The sequence below is a fragment of the Streptomyces fradiae genome (genome assembly GCF_041270065.1).
GTDB lineage: Bacteria > Actinomycetota > Actinomycetes > Streptomycetales > Streptomycetaceae > Streptomyces.
Map to the genome: position 1 here is coordinate 4172808 of NZ_CP065958.1, position 26932 is coordinate 4199739.

21 protein-coding genes, 4 tRNA genes, 1 other RNA gene and 1 pseudogene are annotated in these 26932 nt (G+C 71.9%); 14 read left to right on the plus strand and 13 right to left on the minus strand.

The features are described 5' to 3' along the window. Positions 1–534: 534 nt before the first annotated feature. Positions 535–1990 (minus strand): annotated as a pseudogene (locus tag JAO84_RS18965) (ATP-binding protein). A gap of 173 nt (positions 1991–2163) precedes the next feature. Beyond that, a tRNA-Ser gene (locus tag JAO84_RS18970) sits at positions 2164–2251 on the minus strand. A 130-nt stretch (positions 2252–2381) separates the two neighbouring features. Here JAO84_RS18970 and ffs point away from each other — a divergent pair. The 6 genes from ffs (at position 2382) to JAO84_RS19000 (ending at position 10784) form a co-directional block, all read left to right on the plus strand. Further along, an RNA gene (gene ffs / locus JAO84_RS18975) (signal recognition particle sRNA small type) lies at positions 2382–2480 on the plus strand. A 93-nt stretch (positions 2481–2573) separates the two neighbouring features. After that, positions 2574–4667 (plus strand): DNA polymerase III subunit gamma and tau, encoded by a 2094-nt coding sequence (locus JAO84_RS18980; protein ID WP_370413946.1) that lies wholly within the window; start codon positions 2574–2576, stop codon positions 4665–4667. A 61-nt stretch (positions 4668–4728) separates the two neighbouring features. After that, positions 4729–5979, plus strand: a complete 1251-nt coding sequence (gene purD / locus JAO84_RS18985) for a phosphoribosylamine--glycine ligase (protein ID WP_370413947.1) — start codon at positions 4729–4731, stop codon at positions 5977–5979. 279 nt (positions 5980–6258) lie between these two features. After that, positions 6259–8061: a hypothetical protein gene (locus JAO84_RS18990; protein ID WP_370413948.1), complete on the plus strand. Its 1803-nt coding sequence runs from the start codon at positions 6259–6261 to the stop codon at positions 8059–8061. Between the two features lie 221 nt (positions 8062–8282). Then, a complete protein-coding gene (locus JAO84_RS18995; protein WP_265861203.1) occupies positions 8283–9743 on the plus strand; it encodes a N,N-dimethylformamidase beta subunit family domain-containing protein in 1461 nt (486 codons plus the stop codon). Between the two features lie 129 nt (positions 9744–9872). Next, positions 9873–10784, plus strand: a complete 912-nt coding sequence (locus JAO84_RS19000) for a phosphoribosylaminoimidazolesuccinocarboxamide synthase (protein ID WP_370413949.1) — start codon at positions 9873–9875, stop codon at positions 10782–10784. A 45-nt stretch (positions 10785–10829) separates the two neighbouring features. On the opposite strand, the gene JAO84_RS19005 is transcribed toward JAO84_RS19000, so the two are convergent. The 8 genes from JAO84_RS19005 to JAO84_RS19040 form a co-directional block, all read right to left on the minus strand. Further along, a tRNA-Gly gene (locus JAO84_RS19005) sits at positions 10830–10905 on the minus strand. A gap of 22 nt (positions 10906–10927) precedes the next feature. Next, positions 10928–11545 carry a response regulator gene (locus JAO84_RS19010; protein WP_370416807.1) on the minus strand — a complete coding sequence of 206 codons (618 nt, stop codon included), beginning with the start codon at positions 11543–11545 and terminating at the stop codon, positions 10928–10930. 8 nt (positions 11546–11553) lie between these two features. Then, positions 11554–12822 carry a sensor histidine kinase gene (locus tag JAO84_RS19015; protein WP_370413950.1) on the minus strand — a complete coding sequence of 423 codons (1269 nt, stop codon included), beginning with the start codon at positions 12820–12822 and terminating at the stop codon, positions 11554–11556. 43 nt (positions 12823–12865) lie between these two features. Continuing rightward, positions 12866–13660 (minus strand): ABC transporter permease, encoded by a 795-nt coding sequence (locus JAO84_RS19020; protein ID WP_370413951.1) that lies wholly within the window; start codon positions 13658–13660, stop codon positions 12866–12868. Then, positions 13657–14598 carry an ABC transporter ATP-binding protein gene (locus tag JAO84_RS19025; RefSeq protein ID WP_370413952.1) on the minus strand — a complete coding sequence of 314 codons (942 nt, stop codon included), beginning with the start codon at positions 14596–14598 and terminating at the stop codon, positions 13657–13659. The genes JAO84_RS19020 and JAO84_RS19025 overlap by 4 nt, the downstream gene beginning before the upstream one ends. 181 nt (positions 14599–14779) lie before the next feature. Continuing rightward, a tRNA-Gly gene (locus tag JAO84_RS19030) sits at positions 14780–14852 on the minus strand. An 83-nt stretch (positions 14853–14935) separates the two neighbouring features. Then, positions 14936–15007, minus strand: a tRNA-Gly gene (locus tag JAO84_RS19035). A 133-nt stretch (positions 15008–15140) separates the two neighbouring features. After that, positions 15141–15497, minus strand: a complete 357-nt coding sequence (locus tag JAO84_RS19040) for an Lsr2 family protein (RefSeq protein ID WP_370413953.1) — start codon at positions 15495–15497, stop codon at positions 15141–15143. Positions 15498–15814: 317 nt separating this feature from the next. Here JAO84_RS19040 and purS point away from each other — a divergent pair, with 317 nt between their 5' ends. From purS to purL, 3 genes are read left to right on the plus strand one after another with little or no spacing between them, the layout of a single operon-like run. Then, positions 15815–16060, plus strand: a complete 246-nt coding sequence (gene purS / locus JAO84_RS19045) for a phosphoribosylformylglycinamidine synthase subunit PurS (protein WP_137994413.1) — start codon at positions 15815–15817, stop codon at positions 16058–16060. Continuing rightward, entirely contained in the window at positions 16057–16737 is a 681-nt protein-coding gene (purQ, locus tag JAO84_RS19050) for a phosphoribosylformylglycinamidine synthase subunit PurQ (protein WP_265861196.1), read from the plus strand. The genes purS and purQ overlap by 4 nt, the downstream gene beginning before the upstream one ends. After that, the gene (gene purL / locus JAO84_RS19055; RefSeq protein ID WP_370413954.1) at positions 16737–18986 is read left to right on the plus strand and encodes a phosphoribosylformylglycinamidine synthase subunit PurL; all 2250 of its coding nucleotides are present in this window, start codon (positions 16737–16739) and stop codon (positions 18984–18986) included. Before purQ ends, purL begins: the two co-directional genes overlap by 1 nt. A 61-nt stretch (positions 18987–19047) precedes the next feature. Here purL and JAO84_RS19060 read toward each other — a convergent pair whose 3' ends face one another. Next, positions 19048–19455, minus strand: coding sequence for a nuclear transport factor 2 family protein (locus JAO84_RS19060; protein ID WP_265861192.1), 408 nt, complete (start codon positions 19453–19455; stop codon positions 19048–19050). Between the two features lie 67 nt (positions 19456–19522). Between JAO84_RS19060 and JAO84_RS19065 the strand changes: the two genes are divergently transcribed. From JAO84_RS19065 to purM, 4 genes are all read left to right on the plus strand, one after another. Then, on the plus strand, positions 19523–20320 hold the full coding sequence (locus JAO84_RS19065) for a sterol carrier family protein (protein WP_370413955.1): 798 nt from the start codon (positions 19523–19525) through the stop codon (positions 20318–20320). A 50-nt stretch (positions 20321–20370) separates the two neighbouring features. Beyond that, entirely contained in the window at positions 20371–21213 is an 843-nt protein-coding gene (locus JAO84_RS19070; RefSeq protein WP_370413956.1) for an META domain-containing protein, read from the plus strand. A 216-nt stretch (positions 21214–21429) separates the two neighbouring features. Next, positions 21430–22956, plus strand: a complete 1527-nt coding sequence (purF, locus tag JAO84_RS19075; RefSeq protein ID WP_370413957.1) for an amidophosphoribosyltransferase — start codon at positions 21430–21432, stop codon at positions 22954–22956. Positions 22957–23000: 44 nt separating this feature from the next. Beyond that, positions 23001–24068 (plus strand): phosphoribosylformylglycinamidine cyclo-ligase, encoded by a 1068-nt coding sequence (gene purM, locus JAO84_RS19080; RefSeq protein ID WP_265861185.1) that lies wholly within the window; start codon positions 23001–23003, stop codon positions 24066–24068. 153 nt (positions 24069–24221) lie between these two features. Here purM and JAO84_RS19085 read toward each other — a convergent pair whose 3' ends face one another. Further along, a complete protein-coding gene (locus JAO84_RS19085; protein ID WP_265861184.1) occupies positions 24222–24476 on the minus strand; it encodes a DUF3073 domain-containing protein in 255 nt (84 codons plus the stop codon). 331 nt (positions 24477–24807) lie between these two features. Continuing rightward, positions 24808–25896, minus strand: coding sequence for a Leu/Phe/Val dehydrogenase (locus tag JAO84_RS19090; protein ID WP_370413958.1), 1089 nt, complete (start codon positions 25894–25896; stop codon positions 24808–24810). Positions 25897–26050: 154 nt separating this feature from the next. Here JAO84_RS19090 and JAO84_RS19095 point away from each other — a divergent pair, with 154 nt between their 5' ends. Continuing rightward, complete coding sequence (locus JAO84_RS19095; RefSeq protein ID WP_370413959.1) at positions 26051–26923, plus strand: hypothetical protein; 873 nt, start codon at positions 26051–26053, stop codon at positions 26921–26923. Positions 26924–26932: the final 9 nt, after the last annotated feature.

Sequence of the window (26932 nt, forward strand, 5' to 3'; positions counted from 1 at the left end):
GCTGAGCCGTAGCTCCGCAAAGAGCGACGGCTCCCTGCGCCAACAGGAAGCCGTCATTGCGCGTAGCCCCCATCGACAACCTACGGAGAACTACATGCTCGAGGGTACGGGGAGTGTTGTGTCTGGTGTATCCGCTCAGGCGGTGGATGGTGCTGTGCCTCCCAGGCGCGGCTCACGCTGGCTTGCGCCGGCGAGCGTGGCGGCGACCAGCGCGGGCCCCTTGGCGGCGGCCTTTCAGGGAAGTGAGACGATCGCTGTCATTTCGGCGGCGCCGGGCCTCGTCCTGGGTTCGTTGTTCTTCTTCGGGGTGGTCTGCCCAGCGGTGTGGTCGAGGAAGGCTCAGCGTCAGAAGGCGGCCTTGAACGTGATGAATTCGCTACTTGGGCGAACCTCTCGGAAGTGATCGAGGCCAAGGGCAGGCGGTTGATGGGTGTTGCGGCTCCAGAGGACCGCGGCGCCCATCCTTGGGCCAAGCCTGGCTCGCCGGAGAGAGGGTCGTGTAGAGGCGGCAACGGGGGCGGATGAGGGCATGGGTCAGATCTGGCCGTAGAGGGCTGCCAGGTCGATCAGCTGCACGCTGGGGTCGGCCTCGGCGATGGCGCGTGCCTTGTCGTTGAAGCCGGCTCCGCTGAAGCAGACGAGCCGGGTGCTGGTGGTGTCGTAGCGGGCCTGCCAGGGTGATGAGGCCGCGGATGTGCCGGAGGCGTTCGATGTGGGCAGCGCCCATGGTGTCGTTCCACTTGGCCTCTCCGATGGCCAGGAGTGGTGGCTTGACGCCATCCGCGATTCCGGCGACTGCCACGTCGACCTCATAGCCGGTGCGGGCCCTGGAGTCGTGGACGACACCGTGTCCCACGTGGGCGGGCAGACCGCCCAGAAGCTCGGGGTCGGCGTGATGTAGCGCCCAGTCACGGCAGACCTGCTCGAAATGGGGTCCGAGGACGTTGCTGACGAATCGGCGACGGCTGGCCTGCCAGACCCGGGCCGCGTTGCCGGGGCGTTCGAGCTGGTCCCATACCGGGCGCATGATGGCGTGGTAGAAGCCGATCAGTGGCTCGGCGATGCGGTATGTAGGGCGGTTGTCGCGAAAGGCGTCCGCGTCGCGATGTAGCAGTCCTGCGTCTTCCAGCACGTTGATGGGGTGCGCGATGTCGGTCGCCTTGCGTTCCAAGTAGCCGGCCATGCCCCCGCGGGTGGCGTTGCCGTCGGCGACGGCGGCCAGGACGGAAAGGTACAGGGAGGTGTCCCGGAGGTCGGGTTCTTCGGCAAGCAGGTAGCGGGCCTCGCGGAACAGCGGGGTCTCGGGATTGAGCACGGTGCGGACCACCCAGTCGTCGAAGTCGTCCGGCCCCGTGGGTGCGTCCCCACGTGCGAACTCGCGACGGTAGGCAGGAGTGCCGCCCACGATCGCGTTCACTTTCATGGCCAGGTGGGGGTCGGCGATGCCCCAGAAGTCGGCGGCGAGGCGGTGGTCGAGGGGGCGGACGACCAGTTCCAGCCCGGCCCGTCCGCGCAGTGGGGCGCTGCCCGACAGCAGTCGACCCATGAAGGACAGCGCCGAGCCGCACAGCAGCAGCCGAGTACGGGAGCCGGTGCGCTGGTCACGCAGCGGCCGCAACGCCTCTTGGATGATCGAGGGCAGCTCAGGGTTGGCCTTGGCGAGGTAAGGGAACTCGTCGATCACCACGGGGACGGGCCGCTCTGCGCCGAGCGCGAGTAGTGCGTCGACGGCTTCTGCCCAATTGGCGAAGTGGAACGGGCTGGCGGGGTGGACGTGCGCGGTCAGCGCTGCGCTGATCCGCCGTAGCGACTCGGCATCGGCAGCCTCGGTCGCACCGAAGTAGAACCCTCCGGCGGCGCGGCAGGCGGCATCCAGCAGGAACGTCTTGCCCTGGCGGCGGCGCCCAGAAACCACGCCCAGAGTCGCTCCTGGCTGCGGATCGGTGATGAACCGGCTCAGCGCTGACCACTCGTAATCCCGGTCGAACATCTCGGCAGGCTTACGAGGGCTCCAGAAATAGAAGTACGCCTACATAAAACATACTCCTGGTTCTGCGCCGGAAGTGTGCATCCGTCGGCCCCGAGGTCCGCAGCAGATGAGACCGAAACTGAGACCAGGGCATGCCGAAGGCCCGGACCACTCAGTGGTCCGGGCCTTCGGCCTGGCGGAGGATACGAGATTCGAACTCGTGAGGGGTTGCCCCCAACACGCTTTCCAAGCGTGCGCCCTAGGCCTCTAGGCGAATCCTCCGTGGAGAACATTACATGACCGGGAGGGGTGCTCGCGCACATGATCTGGAGCGGGGGGTGGGGGGAAGGGTGCAGGTCGGGGAGTGGGGGAGGGTGGGGGACGGGTGGGGGTGGGGATCGGGTACTCTGGGCGGAGCCCCTCACGTGGCGCTATCTGACTGAACTCCCCCAGGGCCGGAAGGCAGCAAGGGTAGGTCGGCTCTGGCGGGTGCGTGGGGGGCGCTTGCGTTTCCGGGCGGGGGCCGGACACGGGGCCCGGGCCGGAGGTGGCCGGGCGGGCGATTGTTCTCGGGTTGTCAGTGGGCGCCTATAACCTCGTATACGTGTCGTCTCTCGCGCTGTACCGCCGCTACCGCCCCGAGTCCTTCGCCGAGGTCATCGGGCAGGAGCATGTCACCGACCCGCTGCAGCAGGCGCTGCGGAACAACCGGGTCAATCACGCGTACCTGTTCAGCGGGCCGCGCGGCTGTGGCAAGACGACCAGTGCGCGCATCCTGGCGCGCTGTCTGAACTGTGAGAAGGGTCCCACCCCGACGCCGTGCGGGGAGTGCCAGTCGTGCCGGGACCTCGCGCGCAACGGGCCGGGGTCGATCGACGTCATCGAGATCGACGCGGCCTCGCACGGTGGTGTGGACGACGCCCGTGACCTGCGCGAGAAGGCGTTCTTCGGGCCGGCGTCCAGTCGCTACAAGATCTACATCATCGACGAGGCGCACATGGTCACCTCGGCGGGCTTCAACGCCCTGCTGAAGGTGGTCGAGGAGCCGCCGGAGCACCTCAAGTTCATCTTCGCGACGACCGAGCCCGAGAAGGTCATCGGGACGATCCGCTCGCGCACCCACCACTACCCCTTCCGGCTCGTGCCGCCCGGCACCCTGCGGGAGTACCTGGGCGAGGTCTGCGGTCGCGAGGGCATCCCGGTCGAGGACGGGGTGCTGCCGCTGGTGGTCCGCGCCGGCGCCGGGTCGGTGCGTGACTCGATGTCCGTGATGGACCAGCTGCTCGCCGGCGCCGCCGACGACGGTGTGACGTATGCCATGGCCACGTCCCTCCTCGGTTATACGGACGGGTCGCTGCTCGACTCGGTGGTGGACGCGTTCGCCGCCGGGGACGGGGCCGCGGCCTTCGAGGTCGTGGACCGGGTGATCGAGGGCGGCAACGACCCGCGGCGCTTCGTCGCGGATCTGTTGGAGCGGTTGCGCGACCTGGTGATCCTGGCCGCCGTGCCGGACGCCGCCGAGAAGGGCCTCGTCGACGCGCCCGTCGACGTCATCGAGCGGATGCAGGCGCAGGCCTCCGTGTTCGGCGCCGCCGAGCTCAGCCGGGCGGCGGACCTGGTGAACGCGGGTCTGACCGAGATGCGCGGCGCGACCTCGCCGCGGCTCCAGCTGGAGCTGATCTGCGCGCGCGTGCTGCTGCCCGCCGCCTTCGACGACGAGCGGTCGATGCAGGCGCGCCTCGACCGGCTGGAGCGCGGGGTCGCCGCCGCGCCGCCCGCCGCCGTCTTCACGACCACCTCGCCCGCGCCGCAGATGGGGTACGTGCCGACGGCGGAGGCCCATGTCCCGCCGCCCGCCCCCGCCCCTGCCCCGCAGGCCCCCGCCCCTGCCCCGGCACCCGCACCCGTACAGCAGCAGCCGCAACAGCAGCCCCAGCCCGGGGCCTGGCCCGGAGCCGCCCGCCCCGGTGGCGGTGCCGCACCCGGCGCCTGGCCCGGAGCCGCACCCGCGGCGCCCGCCCCGCAGGCACAGGCCCCCGCTCCCCAGCAGGCCCCGGCGCCGCAGGGCGCCGCGCCCTCCGGGGACATGGCGGCCGGCGCCGCCCAGGTGCGGAACATGTGGCCGCAGATCCTGGAGGCGGTCAAGAACCGGCGCCGCTTCACCTGGATCCTGCTCTCGCAGAACGCGCAGGTCGCGGGCTTCGACGGCACCACCGTCCAGCTCGGCTTCCTCAACGCGGGCGCCCGGGACAACTTCGCGAGCAGCGGCAGCGAGGACGTCCTGAAGGCGGCCCTGGCCGAGCAGTTCAACGTGCACTGGAAGATCGAGGCGATCATCGACCCCTCGGGCGGCGCCAATCCGCCGCCCGCCGCCACCGGCTTCGGCGGTGGCCGCCCGTCCGCCCCGGCCCCGGTGCGCCCGCAGGCGCCCGCGCCCGCCCCCGTACAGGCTCCGCCGCCGATGCAGCAGGCCCCGCAGGCGGCGGCGCCCGGCCCCGCGTCCGTACCGTCGGCTCCGCAGCCCGCCCCGCAGGCGCCCGCGCCCGCTCACGTACCCCAGGGACCGCCGCCGGTGGCGCCCGAGGACGACGTGCCGGAGGAGGACGATCCGGACCTCGTGGACTCCGCGCTGTCCGGGCACGAGCTGATCGTGCGCGAGCTCGGGGCCACCGTCCTGGAGGAATACACGAACGAGTAGGAGCGTCTCGCTCAGCGGCCCGCACAAAGATCATGGTCAGCCGCGGGCTACCCTGGCTGGCGTGAAGGTCCTCGTCATCGGCGGCGGCGCCCGCGAACACGCCCTGTGCCGCTCCCTCTCCCTCGATCCCGACGTCACCGCTCTGCACTGCGCGCCCGGCAACGCCGGCATCGCCGAGGTCGCCGAGCTGCACGCCGTCGACCAGCTCGACGGCGCCGCCGTCACGGCGCTCGCGACCGAGCTCGGTGCCGAGCTCGTCGTCGTCGGCCCGGAGGCCCCGCTCGTCGCGGGCGTCGCCGACGCCGTGCGCGCCGCCGGTATTCCGGTCTTCGGCCCCTCCCAGGAGGCGGCGCAGCTGGAGGGCTCCAAGGCCTTCGCCAAGGACGTCATGGCCGGCGCCGGCGTGCCCACCGCCCGCAGCTACGTCTGCACCACCCCCGCCGAGATCGACGAGGCGCTCGACGCCTTCGGCGCTCCGTACGTCGTCAAGGACGACGGTCTCGCGGCCGGCAAGGGCGTCGTGGTGACCGAGGACATCGAGCAGGCCCGCGCCCACGCGCTCGCCTGCGACCGCGTGGTCATCGAGGAGTACCTCGACGGCCCCGAGGTCTCCCTCTTCGCCATCACCGACGGCAGCACCGTCCTCCCGCTGCAGCCCGCGCAGGACTTCAAGCGCGCGCTCGACGGCGACGAGGGCCCGAACACCGGCGGCATGGGCGCCTACTCGCCGCTGCCGTGGGCCGACCCGAAGCTGGTCGACGAGGTCCTGCAGACCGTCCTCCAGCCGACCGTCGACGAGCTGCGCCGCCGCGGCACCCCGTTCTCCGGCCTCCTCTACGCGGGTCTGGCGATCACCGGCCGCGGCGTGCGGGTCATCGAGTTCAACGCGCGCTTCGGCGACCCCGAGACCCAGGTCGTGCTCGCCCGCCTGAAGACCCCGCTGGCCGGTGTCCTGCTGCACTCCGCCAACGGCACCCTCGCCGACCAGGCCCCGCTGGCCTGGCGCGACGAGGCCGCCGTGACCGTGGTCGTGGCCTCCCACAACTACCCGGGCACCCCGCGCACCGGCGACCCGATCGAGGGCCTGGCCGAGGTCGCGGAGCAGGACGCGCCGCACGCGTACGTGCTGCACGCGGGGACGAAGAAGGACGGCGACGCCGTCGTCAGCGCCGGCGGCCGGGTGCTCTCGGTGACCGCCACCGGTTCGGACCTGACCCAGGCCCGCGAGCGCGCCTACGCGGCGGTCGGCCGAATCCGTCTTGACGGCTCGCAGCACCGTACGGACATCGCCGAGAAGGCCGCCCGGGGCTGACGTCCCAGGCGCACCGGCGCCTCACGGCGCCTCGGGGGCGCGGCGGCACAGTCAACCGCACCGCCGCGCCCCCGTCATCACCTTTGCCCAAAGCCATTCCATCGAGTGACGGCTCGCCCATCCGGATGACGCCCGCCGAAGCCCCAACTAGGGTGCGGCGAAGGCATTCCGGCACTTGGCCCTCCGATCTTGCGATGTCAGTGGCGGGTGCCACAGTGGGGGAGTGAGCAACACCGCCACGGGCCGAACGGGCCGTCCCGACCAGGGCAGGAGGGGGTGATGTACGGCGTGACCGGTACCGGTTCCGCACCCGGCGAGGAGCTCGGCGCACGCGCCGCCCGCTCCCGCGCGCTCGCGGTGCTCCGCGTGCGCGGCAGGGCGCTGGGCCTCGCGGTGCTGCCCGCCGCCGTCGCCGTCGTGCTGTACGCGGGCGGGGTCACCGGCCACTTCACCGGCCCCGGCTGGGACACCGCCCGCTGGGTGGTGACCGCCCTCGCCGTCGTCGTGCTGCTCGTCGCGGCGGCCGTCGCCCTGGTCGTCGCCCGCTCGAAGCCCGCGGTGACCCCGACGGTGGAGCTCGCCGAGAGCGCGGCCCCCGACCTCTACCGGATGGTGCGCGACCTCGCCGACCGGCTCGGCGTGCCCGCGCCCTCCGCGATAGCCCTCACGCCGGACTGCGACAGCTGGCTGGAGGACCGCTCGCACCCGGCCCACCGGTCGGCGCACCGGACGCACCCGCGCGGTGGGGAGCGGGCCGACGAGGCGCCCGTCCTGGTCATCGGCTCGCCGTTCCTGTGGTGGATGCGGGTCGCCGAGCTGCGGGCGGTGCTCGCGCCGGTCGTCGCCGGTACGGGCCCGGCCGCGCATCCCGACATAGCCGCCGCCCGCCGCTTCGTGCGCGGCCTTGACGCGGCCGTCGCCGTGCCCCGCCGCCCCGGCCTCGACCCGGTGCGCCGGCTCGGCGCGGAGGGCGTGGGCCGACTGGCCCGGATCATGCTGCGCGGCTGCCGCGGGCACGCCGCCGAGATGGAGCGGGGCGTCGCCGCGGCCGGCTCGGAGCGCGCCCAGGCCGTGGACTACGGGGTGCGGATCGTCGCCCAGGAGCAGGTCGGCCTCGCCTACGCGGGCTGGGACCGGCTGCTCACCCGGGTCGCGCTGCCCGCCTGGCGGATGGGCCGCTGGCCCGCGCGTCTCGACGCGGGCGTGGTGTCGGCGCTCACCGAGCTGTCCCGCCGCGACCGGCTCGCCGACGGTTTCGCCTCCCGGCTCGGCGAGCGGCCCGCCTGCGACCTCCTGGAGGAGCCGGGCGCGGTCGACGAGGCGACCTCGCTGCTCGCCGCCCGCCTCTTCCACGGCGCGCCCGCCGAGCCGGGCCCGGACTGGGCGCCGGTGGAGTGGAGTGCGTACGCGGAGGAGGTCGTCGACCGGAAGTGGCGCGCCGACGCCGCCCGCCTCCACCAGGTCCTCGACCGGCTCGGGGCGTCCGGTCCCACGGCCCCGGGCGGACCCGCCGCGCGCCGGGACCAGGACGCCCCCGAGGCCCCGACCCTGACCCGGATCATGGCCCACCTGACGACGACCCAGGCCGCGGCGCCGGCCCCGGCCCCTGAATCGCTCGACGCCCCCGACGCCCTGGACCCGGACCTCGACCCCGACGCCCTCGACCCGGACCTCGACCCCGACCTCGCCCCCGAGCGGGCGCCCGGCACCGAGGCTGCCGACGTGCTGGCCGCCGCGCTGACCGCGCAGGCGGCCCGCGAGGAGGGGCAGCGGCCGGTCGCACCGGTCGACGAGGGCCCCGACGGGCCGCTGCCGCTGTTCCCGCTCCAGCCGCCCCGTACGGGCCGGGACCTGCTCGCCGACCACGTCGCCGCGATGGTCTGCTGCGCCGCCGTGGACACCGCCGACGCGGCGCCCGGTCTGGACTGGCTGGACGGTCCGGCGCTGCTCGTGCGCGGCGAGCGGAGCACGGACCTGGTGCCGGCGGTGCTCTGCCTGGTGGAGGACGGGGACCCGGAGCCGCTGCGGGCCTGGCTGCACCGCACCGGGGTGCGCCCGGAGAAGCCGGTCCGGCTGCTCTGAGGCCGCGCCCGCGGACGTACCCCCGGGCGTACACCTGGACCCGCCCCCTCCGGAGGGCTGCCTTCCACTCTCGTCAATTCACGACGAAGGGTGACGGAGTGCGTGCGTTATGTGATGTGCTGGAGACCGGCACTGACAGAGGCATCTTCGGCAGGCAGACACCAGAGGCACCGAGCGGGATCGGACCGGACGACCGGGGGAGTCGAGGGAGGGGCGCGGCAATGGGAGCGGAGCAGATCAGGCGGTGGGAGTCCGGCGCGCTCGCGCACGCCGTGTCGGATCCCTTCGGGCAGGGCCCGCTGCCCTGGCTGCGCGGTTCCGAGAACTACTTCGACGACACCGGCCAGATGGTCCCGTGGTACGCGGACGAGACTCTGGCCCGGGGCGGGCTCGGCGGCCCGCGCACCGCCGACGACGCGCACGGCCAGATCAAGGGCTTCGTCTCCAACGGCGCGGTGGCGCCCGGCGAGGCGCTCGACTTCCACATCACCGTGGACCCGCCGCAGCAGTTCTCGGTCGACATCTACCGGATCGGGCACTACGGCGGCGACGGCGCCGCCAAGATCACCACCAGCCCGCGGCTCTCCGGGATCGTCCAGCCCGCCCCGCTGACCGCCGACCGGACCGTCTCCTGCCACCACTGGTGGCAGTCCTGGCGGCTGCAGATCCCTTCCTACTGGTCGATCGGCGCGTATGTCGCCGTGCTCACCACCGTCGGCGGCTACCGCTCCCACATCCCCTTCACCGTCCGCGACGGGCACCCGGCGGACCTGCTGCTCGTGCTGCCCGACGTGACCTGGCAGGCGTACAACCTCTATCCGGAGGACGGCAGGACCGGTGCCAGCCTCTACCACGCCTGGGACGAGGAGGGCCGGCTGCTCGGCGAGGAGGAGGCGGCGGTCACCGTCTCCTTCGACCGTCCCTACGCGGGTGCGGGCCTGCCGCTGCACGTGGGGCACGCGTACGACTTCATCCGCTGGGCCGAGCGCTACGGCTACGACCTGGCGTACGCGGAGACCCGCGACCTGCACGCGGGCCGGGTGGACCCGAGTCGCTACCGTGGCCTGGTCTTCCCGGGCCACGACGAGTACTGGTCGGTGCCGATGCGCCGGACCGTCGAGCTCGCCCGCGACCAGGGCACGTCCCTCGTCTTCCTGTCCGCCAACACCATGTACTGGCAGATCGAGCTGGCCCCCTCGCCGTCCGGGGCGCCCGACCGGCTCCTCACCTGCCGCAAACGCCGCGGGCCCGGCCGCCCGGCGCTGTGGCGGGAGGTCGACCGGCCGGAGCAGCAACTGCTCGGCATCCAGTACGCGGGCCGGGTGCCCGAACCGCACCCGATGGTCGTACGGAACGCGGAGCACTGGCTCTGGGAGGCGACCGGCGCGGGCGAGGGCGACGAGATCCCGGGCCTGGTCGCGGGCGAGGCCGACCGCTACTTCCCGCGCACCGCGCTCCCCGAGCACCAGGGCCGCATCCTGCTCGCCCACTCGCCCTACCGGGACGGCGAGGGCGCGCTGCGGCACCAGGAGACCAGCCTCTACCGGGCCCCGTCCGGCGCCTGGGTCTTCGCCTCGGGCACCTTCGCCTGGTCGCCGGCGCTCGACCGGCCGGGCCATGTGGACCCCCGGATCCAGCGGGCCACGGCGAACCTCCTCGACCGCATCTGCAAGCGGGACTGAGCGGGGCTGAGCGCGGACGCGCTCGTACGACGGGGGACTGAGCGCGGGCTCACACCGCCCGGCGGCCGGACCCGCCCCGACGTGCGAGAGAATCGGAGCTGCTCCTGGATCAACCTACGCGGAGGAACCGTGTCCGGATTCGTAGAAAAGCCCGAGCCCGTCCAGGTCCCGGGCCTGACCCATCTCCACACGGGCAAGGTCCGCGACCTGTACCGCGACGAGGCGGGCGACCTCGTCATGGTGGCGAGCGACCGCCTGTCCGCGTACGACTGGGTGCTGCCCACCGAGATCCCGGACAAGGGCCGCGTCCTCACCCAGCTGTCGCTCTGGTGGTTCGACAAGCTCGCCGACCTGGCCCCCAACCACGTCCTGTCGACCGAGCTCCCGGCCGGCGCGCCCGCCGACTGGGCCGGCCGCACGCTGATCTGCAAGTCGCTGGACATGGTCCCGGTCGAGTGCGTGGCCCGCGGCTACCTCACCGGTTCCGGCCTGGTCGAGTACGACGAGTCCCGCACGGTCTGCGGCCTCGCGCTGCCCGAGGGCCTGGTCGACGGCTCCGAGCTGCCCGCGCCGATCTTCACCCCGGCGACCAAGGCCGCCGTCGGCGACCACGACGAGAACGTGTCGTACGAGGAGGTCGCCCGCCAGGTCGGCGCCGAGACCGCCGCGCTGCTGCGCCAGACGACCCTCGCCGTCTACTCCCGGGCCCGGGACATCGCGCGCGAGCGCGGGATCATCCTGGCGGACACGAAGTTCGAGTTCGGCTTCGAGTCCACCCCGGAGGGCGCCCGCCTGGTCCTCGCCGACGAGGTCCTCACCCCGGACTCCTCGCGCTTCTGGCCGGCCGCCGAGTGGCAGCCGGGCCGCGCCCAGCCCTCGTACGACAAGCAGATCGTGCGCAACTGGCTGACCTCGCCGGCCTCCGGTTGGGACCGCAAGAGCGAGCAGCCGCCGCCGGCGCTTCCCGCCGAGGTCGTGGAGAAGACCCGCGCCAAGTACACCGAGGCGTACGAGCTCCTCACCGGCCAGGCCTGGAGCTAGGGCAACGAGAAAGCCCCCGGTCGGATCGACCGGGGGCTTTCTGTATGGAGCGGACGACGAGATTCGAACTCGCGACCCTCACCTTGGCAAGGTGATGCTCTACCAACTGAGCCACGTCCGCATGCGCCGTAGCGCGCTGCTAACTATACCCAACCTTTCGCGCGGGCGAGACGCACCGCCGTGTGACGGTTCTCGGCGCCGAGTTTCGCGGCGGCGGAGGAGAGGTAGTTGCGCACCGTCCCGGGGGACAGCGCGGCGCGCTCGGCGATCTCCGTCACCGGTGCTCCGTCGGCGGCGAGTTCGAGCACCTCGGCCTCGCGCGCGGTCAGCGGGGAGTCCCCGGCGGCGATCGCGTCGGCCGCCAACTCCGGGTCCACATAACGGTTTCCGGCGTGCACGGTACGGATCAGCTCGGCCAGCCGCTGGGCGCTGACCGTCTTCGGGACGAAGCCGCGGACGCCGGCGGCGAGGGCCCGTTTGAGGTGCCCGGGACGCCCGTGGCTCGTCACGATCATGGTGCGGCAGTCCGGGAGTTCGTCCCGGATCGATGTGGCCACCGTCACACCGTCGGCGCCCGGCATCTGCAGATCGAGCACCGCGACATCGGGCCGGTGGGCGCGCGCCATCGCGAGCGCCTCGGGGCCGGAGGCCGCCTCGGCGACGACCACGAGATCGTCCTCCAGGGCGAGCAGCGCGGCGAGCGCGCCGCGGATCAGATGCTCGTCGTCGGCGAGCAGGACACGGACGGGCGGTTCGGTCACGGCCTCGGTCACAGGACTCTCTCCTCTTCGATACGCGGCGCGGGCAGCGGCACCCGGGCGGTGACGCGGAAGGAGCGCGGGGCCGCCGGGCCGGCCTCCAGGGTGCCGTCCACCGCGCCGAGCCGTTCGCGGAGCCCGGCGAGGCCGGACCCGGACCCGGACCCGGACCTGGACCCGGACCCGGTGCCCGCGGGTGTGGCATCCGCGCCGTCGTTCTCCACGGTCAGGACCACCGCGCCGGCCGCCTCGCCCAGGGTGATCGCGCAGTGCCGGGCGTCGCCGTGCCGCAGCACGTTGGTGGTGGCCTCCCGGACCACCCACCCGAGGGCCGACTCCACCGTGGCGGAGAGATCGAGCTCGGGCGCGTCGACGGCGCAGGCGATGCCGGCGGCGGCCAGGACGCCCCGGGCGCCCTCGAGTTCGGTCCGCAGGTCGGCCGCGCGGTAGCCGCGCACCACCTCGCGCATCTCGCGCTGCGACTCCCGGGAGATCCGCTGCACCTCGGTCATCTGGTCCACGGCCGCCTCGGGCCGCCCGCGCCGGGAGAGCTGCACGGCGAGCTCGCTCTTGAGTGCGATCACCGAGAGGTTGCGGCCCATGACGTCGTGCAGATCGCGTCCGAAGCGGAGCCGTTCCTCGGCGACGGCGAGCCGGGCCTTCAGCTCGCGGGACCGCTCCAGCTCCCAGACGATCCGCACCAGCCAGCCGGAGAAGCCGCAGGCGCCGGCCAGTCCGTAGCCGCCGAACAGGACGCCGACGGCCAGGCCGGCCGCCGGGCCGAACCCGATGCCGCACAGTGCGCCCAGGGCGCCGACGGCGAGCGCGGCCGCGGGGACCGCGTACAGGATGTGGCGCACCCGGGGGAGGCAGAGCGCCAGGGTGCCGACGGTGAAGCTGACGAGCCCGACCGAGACGCCGGCGACGATCGACGCGTCGTGGATCACCCCGGCTCGTAGCAGGACGAGCGTGCCGACGACCTCGCCGGAGGTCAGCGCGACCAGCGCGCCGGCGAGCCGGGTGGGGTGCTCGCGCCGGTCGAGGCCCCAGTCCAGGGCGCGGGAGGAGACCACGGCGCCGAGGACGGCGTGCACGCAGGTCAGCAGGATCAGCGTCGCCGCGCCTCCCGTGCCGAGCGGGCTGTCGGCGGCCCGGCCGATCGGCAGGCTGGTGAGCGCGACGATCTCCAGCGGCGCGAAGGTGTGGAAGGTCCACCGGGTGTACAGCTCGACCTTGGCCGCGCTGCTGCGCCCGCTCCACCATCCGGTCAGCCTCGACACGACTCCCGCCCCCCTCGTTGTCCCCGGCCCCAGTCCCGGTCCCCTACCGGCGCGGTTCCCAGCGGAACCACTTCCGCACAGCAAACACGCTGATCACGATCCAGGCCACCGTCGTCAGGGCCGCGCCGAGCAGTTCCTTGCCGTCCCCGCCGCCGAGCCAGCCGGCCCGTACGAGCTCCATGGCGCCGCTCAGCGGAAGCAGCGAGCAGACCGCGGCGACCGGGTCGGGCAGTGAGTCGGCCGGGACCATCAGGCCCGAGCCCGTCGCGGAGAGGAGGAAGAAGGGGAGGGTGGTCAGGCCGGCGCTCTCGACGGTGCGGGTGATCACGGTGGTGAGGGCGGCGAGCGCGGCGAGCAGCGGTACGGCGCCGAGCACGCCCAGGACCAGCAGGTCGGGGCGGCGCGGGGCGGCCACGTCGAGGACGGCGGGGCCGAGCGCGCTGAGCACGGCGCACTGGACGAGGGCGATGACGACGGCCGGGAGCGCGCCGCCGGCCAGGATCTCGGGGTCGCGGGCCTCGCCGGTGCGCAGCCGCTTGAGGACGAGCTCCTCGCGGCGGGCGACGTAGGTGGAGACCAGGCTCATATAGACGACGAGCATCAGGATCATGCCGGTGCCGCCGACCAGGGTGGCCGCGGCGATGCCCATGGGCAGCCGCTCCGCGCCGCCCGGGCCGCCGCTCAGCCCGGTGAGCGAGGAACGCAGCAGGAAGATCATCAGCACCGGCATGAGCAGCGCGACGAAGAGGGTGTTGCGGTTGCGCCCGAGGAGGGTGAGTTCGGCCCGGCCGAGGGCGGTCAGGCGGGCGGCGGTGGCGTTCATCGGCGCGGCGTTCATCGGACCTCTTCCAGGGCGGCACGGTCGGTGGCGTCGAAGGACTCGGCGCGGGAGGCGATCTCCAGGAAGGCCTCTTCGAGGGAGGCGGACCGGGCGTCGAGCCCGTCGAGCCGGACGTCTTCGGCGGCGGCCCAGTGGAGGAGTTCGCCGAGCGCGTTCTGGAGCTCGTACGTACGGATCTCGACGCGCGGGCCGTCGGCGGCGGCCTTGAGGCCGAGCGGCAGCCGGCCGGCCGGGACGCCCTCGGGGAGCCGGAAGCGGATCCGGGCCGGGCGGGCGGCGGTGACCTCGGCGGGGGTGCCGGCGGTGACGATCCGGCCGCGGTGCATGATCGCGAGCCGGTCGGCGAGGCTCTCGGCCTCCTCCAGGTAGTGGGTGGTGAGGAGGACGGTGGTGCCGCCGTCGCGCAGCCGGCGCACCAGTTCCCAGGTGTCGCGGCGGCCCTCGGCGTCCAGGCCGGTGGTGGGCTCGTCGAGGAAGAGCACCTCGGGCCGGCCGATCAGGGCGAGCGCGAGGTCGAGCCGGCGCCGCTCGCCGCCGGAGAGCTGCTTGACGCGGACGCCGGCCCGGTGGGTGAGGCCGACGGTGGCCAGGGCCTCGGCGACGGGGCGGGCGCCGGTGGTGCAGCCGGCCCACATCCGCGCGGTCTCGGTGGCGGTGAGGTCGGAGGGGAAGCCGCCTTCCTGGAGCATCATCCCGATGCGGGGGCGGACGGCGGCGCGTTCGCGGTACGGGTCGTGGCCGAGGACCCGGACGGTGCCGCGGGTGGGCGCGGCGAGCCCTTCGAGGAGTTCGACGGTGGAGGTCTTGCCCGCGCCGTTGGTGCCGAGCAGCGCGAAGACCTCGCCGCGCGGCACGGTGAAGGAGATGCCCCCGACGGCCTCGAAGCCGCCGGAGTAGGTCCGGTGGAGGCCGTCCGCCTCGATCACGTTCGTCATGACACCAGGCTCGGGCCGGTGCCGGGCCGTCGGCAGTGCGCGCTGTCATCGCCCCGACTGACAAATGTCATAAGGGCAGGCGGCATACGGGCAGGTGCCGTACGGCAGGCGTCATACGGCGGGGCAGCCCTGGAATACGACGAAGGCCCCGGTTCCTGAGAACCGGGGCCTTCGCTCCCTGAGCGGACGACGAGATTCGAACTCGCGACCCTCACCTTGGCAAGGTGATGCTCTACCAACTGAGCCACGTCCGCATTGCTCCCGACCGGCTTTCACCGGGCGGTGCGTGCACCACTGTACCTGATCCACCGGAGTGGTTGGTAACCGTGATGCAGAGAGCGGGTGACAGGGATCGCACACTGCGGCTTCCCTCTGGAAGAGGGCTGTTCTACTACTGAACTACACCCGCACGCTCTGCTTGTGGGACTTGGCTTTTCGGCCTCGCCCCTCGGCGTGATCCAGACTCTAGCGGATCATGGGGGGTGCAATGCAAATCCGGGTCCGGGGCCGCCCCCGGACCGGCATCGCGGAGCCCCCGGCCGTCAGCTCGCCGCCTGGAACGCCTCGTAGATGCGCTTGGGGATCCGGCCGCGCGCGGGGACCTCCAGCTTGTTGGACTGGGCCCAGGCGCGGACCGCCGCCGGGTCCGGGGCGAGCGCGGTGTGCTTGAGCGGGACCGCCGGGGTCCGGGCGCCCGATTTCCCGCCGGCCCTGTGACCTGCGGCACGAACGGTGCGGCCGGCGGCCAGGTAGGGGGCGAGGGCCTTGCGCAGTTTCTTTGCATTGGCGGGATTCAGGTCGATCTCGTACATCTTCCCGTCCAGGCCGAACGCGACCGTTTCCGCCGCTTCTCCGCCGTCGATGTCGTCGAAGAGAGTGACCACTACTCGCTGAGCCACGGATATCGGTCCTTTCCTGCGGATCGCGTGTCGGCTGAGAGGGTTGGCACCGCTTTGACGTGCGGCGATGCCGATGCAACGGCGATCCGGGGACAAAATTGCGTTCCTCTGCATTCCTTTGTACAGCGAGGGGTGCGGCAGGGGAAGCCCAGGCAATTGTTTCCGCGTGTCACGGGTGGCGATGAGTATTCCGCCCGAATTCATCGGCCCGGCCGTTTCCCTGCCCTTTGTAGGATCCTTCAGACTTCTACCCGCGTAGAATTTGGAGGCAGGTACGCTGAGGGAACCGCCCACGCAACACACCACCGGGAGTGCCAGTGGCACGCGTCGTAGTCGACGTCATGCTCAAGCCGGAGATCCTCGACCCGCAGGGACAGGCGGTGCAGCGTGCACTGCCCCGCCTCGGGTTCGACGGGATCGCCGACGTCCGCCAGGGGAAGCGCTTCGAGCTGGAGGTGGAGGGACCGGTCGACGAGGCCGCCCTCGCCCGCATCCATGAGATGGCCGAAACCTTCCTTGCCAACACCGTGATCGAAGACTTCACCGTGAAGGTGGAGTCGTGACCGCACGCATCGGCGTCGTCACGTTCCCCGGAACGCTGGACGACCAGGACGCGCTGCGCGCCGCCCGCCTCGCGGGCGCCGAGCCCGTCTCGCTGTGGCACCGCGACAAGGACCTCAAGCAGGTCGACGCGGTGGTCCTCGCGGGCGGCTTCTCCTACGGCGACTATCTGCGGGCCGGAGCCATCTCCCGCTTCTCGCCGGTGATGGAGACGATCATCGAGCAGGCGAAGGCGGGCATGCCCGTCCTCGGCATCTGCAACGGCTTCCAGATCCTCACCGAGGCCCACCTGCTGCCGGGTGCCATGCTGCGCAACAACCACCTCCACTTCATCTGCCGCGACCAGAAGCTGCGGGTGGAGAACGCGGAGACCGCCTGGACCTCGGACTACACCGAGGGCCAGGAGATCGAGGTCCCGCTCAAGAACATGGACGGCCGGTACGTCGCCGACGAGCGCACCCTCGACGAGCTCGAGGCCGAGGGGCGGGTGGCCTTCCGCTACCTGGACATGAACCCCAACGGCTCGCTGCGCGACATCGCGGGCATCACCAACGCCGCGGGCAACGTCGTCGGCCTCATGCCGCACCCCGAGCACGCCGTCGAGCCGCTGATCGGAACCGGCAAGACCGACGGTCTCGGTTTCTTCACCTCGATCCTCAAGAAGCTGGTCAACGCCTGATGAGCCTCGACACCGTCAAGCACGCCACCGAGACGCCCGACGTCGAGCAGCCCTGGAAGGAACTCGGCCTCAAGGAGGACGAGTACGCGCGCATCCGCGAGATCCTCGGCCGCCGTCCCACCGGCGCCGAGCTCGCGATGTACTCCGTCATGTGGTCCGAGCACTGCTCCTACAAGAGCAGCAAGGTCCACCTGAAGCAGTTCGGCGAGAAGGCCCCGCAGAACGACGCGATGCTCGTCGGCATCGGCGAGAACGCGGGCGTCGTCGACGTCGGCCAGGGTTACGCGGTCACCTTCAAGGTCGAGTCGCACAACCACCCCTCGTACATCGAGCCCTACCAGGGCGCGGCCACCGGCGTCGGCGGCATCGTCCGCGACATCCTCGCCATGGGTGCCCGCCCGGTCGCCGTGGTCGACCCGCTGCGCTTCGGCGCCGCCGACCACCCCGACACCAAGCGCGTGCTGCCCGGTGTCGTCGCCGGCATCGGCGGCTACGGCAACTGCCTGGGCCTGCCCAACATCGGCGGCGAGGTCGTCTTCGACTCCTGCTACCAGGGCAACCCGCTGGTCAACGCCGGCTGCATCGGCGTCATGAAGCACGAGGACATCCACCTCGCCAAGGCCTCGGGCCCCGGCAACAAGGTCATCCTCTACGGCGCCCGCACCGGCGGCGACGGCATCGGCGGCGTCTCCGTGCTCGCCTCGGAGACCTTCGACGACAGCAAGCCGACGAAGCGCCCGGCGGTCCAGGTCGGCGACCCGTTCCAGGAGAAGCTCCTCATCGAGTGCACCCTGGAGATCTTCCAGGAGAAGCTGGTCGCGGGCATCCAGGACCTCGGCGGCGCCGGTCTGTCCTGCGCCACCTCCGAGCTGGCCTCGGCCGGCACCGGCGGCATGCGGGTCGACCTGGAGAAGGTGCACCTGCGCGACGCGACGCTCTCGCCCGAGGAGATCCTCATGAGCGAGTCGCAGGAGCGCATGTGCGCGATCGTCGAGCCGCAGTACGTCGACCGCTTCCTGGAGATCTGCGAGAAGTGGGACGTCATCGCGGTCGTCATCGGTGAGGTGACGGACGGCGAGCGCCTGGAGATCTTCTGGCACGGCGAGCAGATCGTCGACGTCCCGCCGCGCACCGTCGCCCACGAGGGCCCGGTCTACCAGCGCCCGTTCGCCCGCCCGGAGTGGCAGGACGCGCTGCAGGCCGACGACGCCGGCAAGCTGGCCCGCCCGCAGGACGGCGCCGAGCTGAAGGAGCAGGTCCTCAAGCTGGTCGGCTCCCCGAACCAGGCCTCCAAGTCCTGGATCACCGACCAGTACGACCGCTTCGTGCAGGGCAACACCGTGCTCGCCCAGCCCGAGGACGCCGGCATGGTCCGCATCGACGAGGAGACCAACCTCGGCGTGGCCATGGCGACCGACGGCAACGGCCGGTACGCCAAGCTCGACCCGTACACCGGCGCCCAGCTCGCGCTCGCGGAGGCGTACCGCAACGTCGCCGCCTCCGGCGCCAAGCCGCTCGCCATCTCCGACTGCCTGAACTTCGGCTCGCCCGAGGACCCGGCCGTCATGTGGCAGTTCGCCGAGGCCACCCGTGGTCTCGCGGACGGCTGCTTCCAGCTGGGCACCCCGGTCACCGGCGGCAACGTCTCGCTGTACAACCAGACCGGTGACGTGGCGATCCACCCGACGCCCGTCGTGGCCGTCCTCGGTGTGATCGACGACGTCACCCGCCGCACCCCGATCGCCTTCGCGGAAGAGGGCCAGCTCCTCTACCTGCTCGGCGACACCAAGGAGGAGTTCGGCGGCTCGGCCTGGTCCGAGGTGATCCACCAGCACCTCGGCGGTCTCCCGCCGGCCGTGGACCTCGACCGGGAGAAGCTGCTCGGCGAGATCCTGATCTCGGCCTCCCGCGACGGCATGATCGACGCGGCCCACGACCTGTCCGACGGCGGTCTGGTCCAGGCGGTCGTCGAGTCCTGCCTGCGCGGCGGCAACGGCGCGCGCCTGGTCGTGCCCGAGGGCCTGGACGCCTTCACCCTCCTCTTCAGCGAGTCGGCCGGCCGCGCGGTCGTGTCCGTCCCGCGCAGCGAGGAGCTCCGCTTCACCGACATGTGCGGTGCGCGGGGTCTGCCGGCGACCCGGATCGGCGTCGTCGACGGCGACTCGGTGGAGGTCCAGGGCGAGTTCAGCGCCTCCCTGGAGGAGCTGCGCGCCGCGCACGAGGCGACGATCCCGGGCCTGCTGGCCTGATCGGTCCCCGTATCCCCGTACGGAACGGAGCCCCCACCCTCGCGGTGGGGGCTCCGTGCTGTCAGCCCGTGCCCCAGAAGGCGTCCGACTCGACGATGTCCGCCACGCACTCGTCGATGTCGGAGATCTTGCCGCCGATCAAGGTGAAGAAGAGGCCGCCCTCCATCTCGATGCCCCGGTCGGTGCCGTCGGCGTGCCACTTGTGCACCGACATGACATGGCCGCGGCCGTCCGGGTAGATGCCCTTCACCTCGACCCGGAAGGTGCCGTTGGTGAGCTCCATGAGCTGTCCGTAGTGGGCGAGGACGTTGTCCCGGCCCTTGAAGTGCCCGGACATCTGGCTCTCGCCGGGCGAGTGGTGCGTGCAGTCGCTGGTCATCAGGGAGGCGAGCGTCTCCATGTCTCCGGTGCTGAACGCTTCGTAGCCCCGCCGTACCAACGCGGCATCGGGGTGCTCGTGATGGGTCATGGTCCCGTCGCCTGCCTTCGCTGCGAGTGACTCCCGTCCTTTCCAGTCTCGGGGCTAGCCTCTGCCCATGCCACCTGCCAAGAAGCGCGCCCGCAGCTACGACTCCGCCCGGACCCGGGCGGCCGTCCTGGCCCAGTTCCGGAACGTACGGGAGGCGGTGAGCGCGCTGACGCCCGAGCAGTTGGAGGGGCCGACGCGGCTCGGCGAGTGGACGGTTCGGGAGCTGGCGGCGCACCTGACGATGGTGCTCGCGTCCCTGGCCCGGAAGCTCACGGAGCCCGAGCCGGCGCGGCGGGAACTCGCCCTGGTCGACTGGCCCCTGGCCACGGCGACGGCGGCGCGGAGCATCGACGAGGACACCCGGGCGATCGGCACGGGCGATCTGCCGGAGCTGTACGCGCGGACGCTCGCGCGGTACGAGGAGGCGATCGCGGGCGTCTCGGACGAGCGGCTCGTCCCGACCCGGTTCGGCGCGATGCGGCTCGGCGACTTCCTGGTCACCCGGACCGTCGAACTCGTCGTCCACACCGACGACCTGAACGCGGCGACCGGCCCCGACGTCCCGGACGTCCCCTTCGACCGGCAGGCGCTCGCCGCCTGCGTCCGCCTCCTCGCCGACACCCTCGCCGCGAAGGCCCCCGGCGGCGCGGTGGAGGTGCGCATCCCGCCGTACGCGGTGGTGCAGTGCGTCGAGGGCCCCCGGCACACCCGGGGCACCCCGCCGAACGTGATCGAGACGGACCCGCTGACCTGGGTGCGGCTGGCGACCGGGCGGGCGGACTGGGCGGCGGAGCTGGACGCGGCGCGGGTCCGGGCGAGCGGGGAGCGGGCCGATCTGGGCGGGCTGCTGCCGCTGATGGGCTGACCCGGAACCGTGGACCGGAACCGTAGGGCGGCGGCCTCCGTCCCACCGCCATGAAGAAGCCCCGCGTCCTCGCCGGAACCGCCGGAACCGCCTTCGCGCTCCTCCTTCTCTCCCTCTCCGCCTGCGGTACGGGACAGGGCACGGGCCCCGGCGCCGCCGCCGGCTCGCCCGATCTGCCCGTCGCGGGCACCTCGTGGACGATCGCCGCGGCCACGGTGGACGGCGTCCGCTCGGTCGCCCCGGCCGGCGCGCAGCTGGACTTCGAGAAGAACGGCCAGGCCCACGGCACCTCCGGCTGCAACGGCTTCGGCGCCGACGTCGCCGTGAAGGGCGACACCCTCACGGTCTCCCCGGGCCCGGTCACGGCCATCGGCTGCCCCGACGACCGGCAGCGGTTCGAGACGGCGCTGCTCAAGGCGTTCACCGGCGAGCTCAAGGGGAAGCAGTCGGGGACCTCGCTGGTCCTCGCCTCGGCCGACGGGCGCAACAGCGTGGAGCTGACCGCCGAGCCGGACGCACCGCTGCTCGGCACCACCTGGAAGGTCGACGGCCTGGTCTCGGGAGGCGACGACGGCGAGGGCACCGCCTCCTCCCTGCCGGCCGGCAGCGGGACCAAGGCGCGGCTCGTCCTCGGCGCCGACGGCCGGGCCACCGGCAACCTGGGCTGCAACAACTTCTCCGCCGCCGTCCGCGTCGACGAGAAGGCCCGGACCCTGACCGTCGAGGGCCCGGCGGCGACCACCCGGATGATCTGCACGGGCCCGCAGATGGCCCTTGAGACGCGGCTGTACGAGCTCCTCGACGGCCCGCTCTCGTATCGGCTGAACCACCGAACGCTGACCCTCACCGACGCCTCGGGCGAGGGCCTCACGGCGACCGCGACCGCCCGCTGAGCGGACGCGGACTGCGGCGTCCGTCACATCGCGGGACCGCCCCGGGCCTGGTACGAGCGTCCGCTCGCCGAGCCCCGTGGGCCGGAATCCCTTACCCCGCCTGCTTCGTAGCCCTCTCCAAGCCGGAGTTGATCTCCTCGTGCGATCGCACGAGTATCCCCACCTCCGCATTTCCTCAATTCGGACCAGTGGGCGAGCCCGTCTACACTCGGAAACGTGCCACGCGGAGACGGTCGACTCAATCACGATCTGCTCCCCGGTGAGAAAGGCCCCCAGGACGCTTGTGGCGTCTTCGGTGTCTGGGCTCCGGGTGAAGAGGTCGCAAAGCTCTCGTATTTCGGGCTCTACGCCCTCCAGCATCGGGGTCAGGAATCCGCGGGAATCGCGGTGAGCAACGGCTCCCAGATCCTCGTCTTCAAGGACATGGGACTTGTCTCCCAGGTCTTCGACGAGACTTCTCTCGGTTCCCTTCAAGGTCATATCGCGGTCGGTCACGCCCGCTACTCGACCACCGGGGCTTCCGTGTGGGAGAACGCGCAGCCGACGTTCCGGGCGACCGCCCACGGCTCCATCGCGCTCGGCCACAACGGCAACCTGGTGAACACGGCGCAGCTCGCCGAGATGGTCGCCGACCTCCCCAAGAAGGAGGGCCGGTCCACCCAGGTCGCCGCCACCAACGACACCGACCTGGTCACCGCGCTGCTCGCGGGCCAGGTCGACGAGGACGGCACGCCGCTCACCATCGAGCAGGCGGCCGCGAAGGTCCTCCCCGAGGTCCGGGGCGCCTTCTCCCTCGTCTTCATGGACGAGCACACCCTCTACGCGGCCCGTGACCCGCAGGGCATCCGCCCGCTGGTGCTCGGCCGGCTGGAGCGCGGCTGGGTGGTCGCCTCCGAGTCCGCCGCCCTCGACATCTGCGGCGCCAGCTTCGTCCGCGAGGTCGAGCCGGGCGAGATGATCGCGATCGACGAGAACGGCATCCGCACCTCTCGATTCGCGGAAGCGAAGCCCAAGGGCTGTGTCTTCGAGTACGTGTACCTGGCGCGCCCCGACACCGACATCGCAGGCCGGAACGTCTACCTCTCCCGCGTGGAGATGGGCCGCCGGCTCGCCAAGGAGGCGCCCGTCGAGGCCGACCTGGTGATAGCGACGCCGGAGTCCGGCACCCCGGCCGCGATCGGCTACGCGGAGGCCTCCGGCATCCCGTTCGGCGCCGGCCTGGTCAAGAACGCCTACGTCGGCCGGACCTTCATTCAGCCCTCGCAGACCATCCGTCAGCTGGGCATCCGGCTGAAGCTGAACCCCCTCAAGGAAGTCATCAAGGGCAAGCGCCTGGTGGTCGTCGACGACTCGATCGTCCGCGGCAACACCCAGCGCGCGCTGGTCCGGATGCTCCGCGAGGCCGGCGCCGCCGAGGTCCACATCCGGATCTCCTCCCCGCCGGTCAAGTGGCCCTGCTTCTTCGGCATCGACTTCGCCACCCGCGCGGAGCTGATCGCCAACGGCATGTCGGTCGAGGAGATCGGCACGTCGCTCGGCGCGGACTCGCTCTCGTACATCTCGCTCGACGGGATGATCGAGGCGACCACCATCGCCAAGCCCAACCTGTGCCGGGCCTGCTTCGACGGCGAGTACCCGATGGAGCTTCCGGACCCCGAGCTGCTCGGCAAGCAGCTCCTGGAGACCGAGCTGGCCGCCGGCCCCGCCGCCACCGCGGCCGCCGACGCGCTCCGCCGCCCGTAAGACCCCCGCAGTACCGCAGTAACGACACGAAAGCTCTGAACCCCATGTCTCAGACCACCGGTGCCTCCTACGCGTCCGCGGGCGTCGACATCGAAGCGGGCGACCGCGCCGTCGAGCTCATGAAGGAGTGGGTGAAGAAGACCCAGCGCCCCGAGGTCCTCGGCGGCCTCGGCGGCTTCGCCGGCTACTTCGACGCCTCCGCCCTCAAGCGCTACGAGCGCCCGCTGCTCGCCTCCGCCACCGACGGCGTGGGCACGAAGGTCGACATCGCCCGCCAGATGGGCGTGTACGACACCATCGGCCGCGACCTGGTCGCCATGGTCATGGACGACATCGTGGTCAGCGGCGCCGAGCCGCTGTTCATGACGGACTACATCTGTGTCGGCAAGGTGCACCCCGAGCGGGTCGCCGCCATCGTCAAGGGCATCGCCGAGGGCTGTGTCCTGGCCGGCTGCGCCCTGGTCGGCGGCGAGACCGCCGAGCACCCCGGCCTGCTCGGCCCGGACGACTTCGACGTCGCCGGCGCCGGCACGGGCGTCGTCGAGTACGACCGGCTGCTCGGCTCGGATCGCATCCGTACGGGTGACGCCGTCATCGCGATGGCGTCCTCCGGTCTTCACTCCAACGGGTACTCGCTCGTCCGGCACGTGGTCTTCGACCGCGCCGGCATGGCTCTCGACCAGCAGGTCGAGGAGTTCGGCCGGACGCTCGGCGAGGAGCTCCTGGAGCCCACCAAGATCTACTCCCTGGACTGCCTGGCGCTCACCCGCACCACCGAGGTGCACGCCTTCAGCCACATCACCGGCGGCGGCCTGGCCGCCAACCTGGCCCGGGTGATCCCGGACGGCCTGCACGCCGTCGTGGACCGCTCGACCTGGACCCCGGGCGCCGTCTTCGACCTGGTCGGCACGGCCGGTCAGGTGGAGCGCCTGGAGCTGGAGAAGACCCTGAACATGGGCGTCGGCATGATGGCCGTGGTCCCCGCCGAGTCCGTGGACGCGGCCCTGACCACCCTTGCCGACCGCGGGGTCGACGCGTGGGTGGCCGGCGAGATCACCGAGCGCGGCGACAAGGCGACGGGCGCCGAGCTGATCGGCGACTACGCGAAGTAGGAGTCGTTACGGAAAAGGGGCCCCTCAGGGGCCCCTTTTCCGTTGGCCGCGTGGCCTCTTCCGTATCCGGTCACGGACAGCTTCCGCATCCGGTCACGGACAGCGCAGAAACCCGGTCCGGTTGCCCCGGACCGGGTTTCCATGTTCAGAAGGTCAAGCGCGACGCTGAGTGGACGCCGGACCGGACTCGTCGTCCTCGTCCTCGTCGTCCGTGTTGTAGAGATCCGCGTACTGCGCGTACGGGTCGTCTTCCTCGTCGTCGTCCTCGAACGGCTCGCCATTCGGCGGCTGGCTCGAAGTCGAAGCGCCCAGCTCGTTGGCCAGACGCGACAGGTCAGTCCCGCCGCTGCTGTACTTCAGCTGGCGGGCGACCTTGGTCTGCTTGGCCTTTGCCCGGCCGCGCCCCATGGCTCGACCCCCTCGGTGACGGGGCTCTCTGGCCCCAGAGTCTTGACACGCGTTCATGATCCGGAACGGACTCTCGAAAGAGAGACCGGTCCGTAGGGCTTCAACGGTACCTGTTTCCGTCGGTCTACGGTACGCCGCGCGCATCACATACCCCGGTACAGAACCATCGAGGTGCCCCGTCCTCGCTGGTCAATCGCGATTTTAACCTCTTCTTGAGGTCCGACCCGCCGAACGGCGTGAGCGAAGTCTCGCGAAAGCCCCGCGAATCGCCCACGCCGTTTTGATCGATCAACGGGCCGGACCTGTCAAGTCCAGGTCAACCCCGCCAGGCTCAGGCCTGACGCGCCTCGGCCATCCGCTGCTCGGCGATCCGGTCGGCCGCCGCGGCCGGCGGAATTCCATCCGACTTCGCACGTGCGAAGATCTCCAGGGTGGTGTCGAAGATCTTCGTGGCCTTGGCCTTGCAGCGGTCGAAGTCGAAGCCGTGCAGCTCGTCGGCGACCTGGATCACGCCACCGGCGTTGACCACGTAGTCGGGCGCGTAGAGGATGCCGCGCGCCTCCAGGTCCTTCTCGACGCCGGGGTGGGCCAGCTGGTTGTTGGCCGCGCCGCAGACGACGGTCGCGGTGAGCACCGGGACGGTCGCGTCGTTGAGCGCGCCGCCCAGGGCGCACGGGGCGTAGACGTCCAGGCCCTCGACGCGGATCAGCGCGTCGGTGTCGGCGACCACGGTGATCTGCGGGAACTTCTCGGTGATCCGGCGCACCGACTCCTCGCGCACATCGGTGATCACGACCTCGGCGCCGTCGGCGATCAGGTGCTCGACCAGGTAGTGGCCGACCTTGCCGACACCCGCGACGCCGACCTTGCGGCCGCGCAGGGTGGGGTCGCCCCACAGGTGCTGCGCGGAGGCGCGCATGCCCTGGAAGACGCCGAAGGCGGTGAGGACGGAGGAGTCGCCGGCGCCGCCGTTCTCGGGGGAGCGGCCGGTGGTCCACTGGTTGGTCCGGGCGACGACGTCCATGTCGGCGACGTAGGTGCCGACGTCGCAGGCCGTCACGTAGCGGCCGCCGAGGGAGGCGACGAAGCGGCCGTAGGCGAGGAGCAGCTCCTCGGTCTTGATCTGCTCCGGGTCGCCGATGATGACGGCCTTGCCGCCGCCGTGGTCGAGACCGGCCATGGCGTTCTTGTACGACATGCCGCGGGAGAGGTTGAGCGCGTCGGCGATCGCCTCGGCCTCGGTGGCGTACGGGTAGAAGCGGGTGCCGCCGAGGGCGGGGCCCAGGGCGGTGTTGTGGAGGGCGATGACGGCCTTGAGGCCCGTGGTGCGGTCCTGGCACAGCACGACTTGCTCGTGGCCGCCCTGCGCGGAGTGGAACAGGGTGTGCACTACGTCGGGCACGCCGGTCACATCGGTCACGGTGGTGACTCCCAAGTAAGAAGCGGCGGAAGGTCCCCCCTGTGGGTGGGGGTGGGACCAGGTCGCCATGAGGGTAAGTCCTACCTGGCCGTAGCAGGGGCGCAGTGCTGAGGATCACCCCCTCGCGGAGTACGCGCGTGGAAGGATTTGCGACATGTCGGTCCCCTCCTCGGTGCTCGTCCCCTATGCCGCCTATCTGCGGGTGTACGAGCCGCTGGCCGCGTTCCCGGAGCCGGAGCGGGGCCACTGGGCGCGCTACGCCCGGCGGGCGGACCCGCCGGGGGTCCAGGACGAACTGCGCCGCTCGCTGGCGGACTTGGTGCCGGTGCCGCCGGTCCCGGTGCCGGTGCACGAGAGCGCGGACGCCTTCGTGGCGGAGGTCGACGGGGTGGTCCTGGTGTGTCCGTGGCGGACCCGGCTGCGCGGCTGGCTGGCGATGGAGGAACTGGTGGGCGGCACGCTGCCGGCGCCGGTCCTGGACGCGATGCTGCCGCCGGTGGTGCGGGCCCAGGCGGCGGCGGACCACGAGCGGTGGCTGGAGCGGAACCCGGACGCGCGGCCGTGGATCCGCAGCACGGTGTGGCGGGTGCCGCCGGCCTGGTTCGCGCTGTTCGCGGACGAGGAGCGGGAGTACGAGCCGGGCGCGGGCGCGGGCGCGGAGGAGGGTGCGGGGGAGGGTGCCGAGCCGGTGTTCCGTTACCGGACGCCGATGGTGCAGGCGCGGCGGCGGCTGGCGCGGGCGCTGAAGGCGCTGCGCGCGGCGATCGCGGAGGGCCCGATGACGGAGAGTCTGATCGAGGTGGGGCGCTGGCTGGAGGAGTTCCATCCGCGGGCCCTGGTGGAGCTGGATTACGGCGGTCTGGTGCACGTCCTCCCGGCGGAGGCGCTGGACGCGGACCGCTCGGCGGCGGACGTGGCGGCCGGGATCGAGGCGCTGCGGGCCGGTGACGGGCCGGGCGCGCAGGAGGCCTACGGGCGGTTCGCGGAGCGCTGGAAGGCCGTGCACAACCTGCAGTTCGCCAATTGATCATCGACA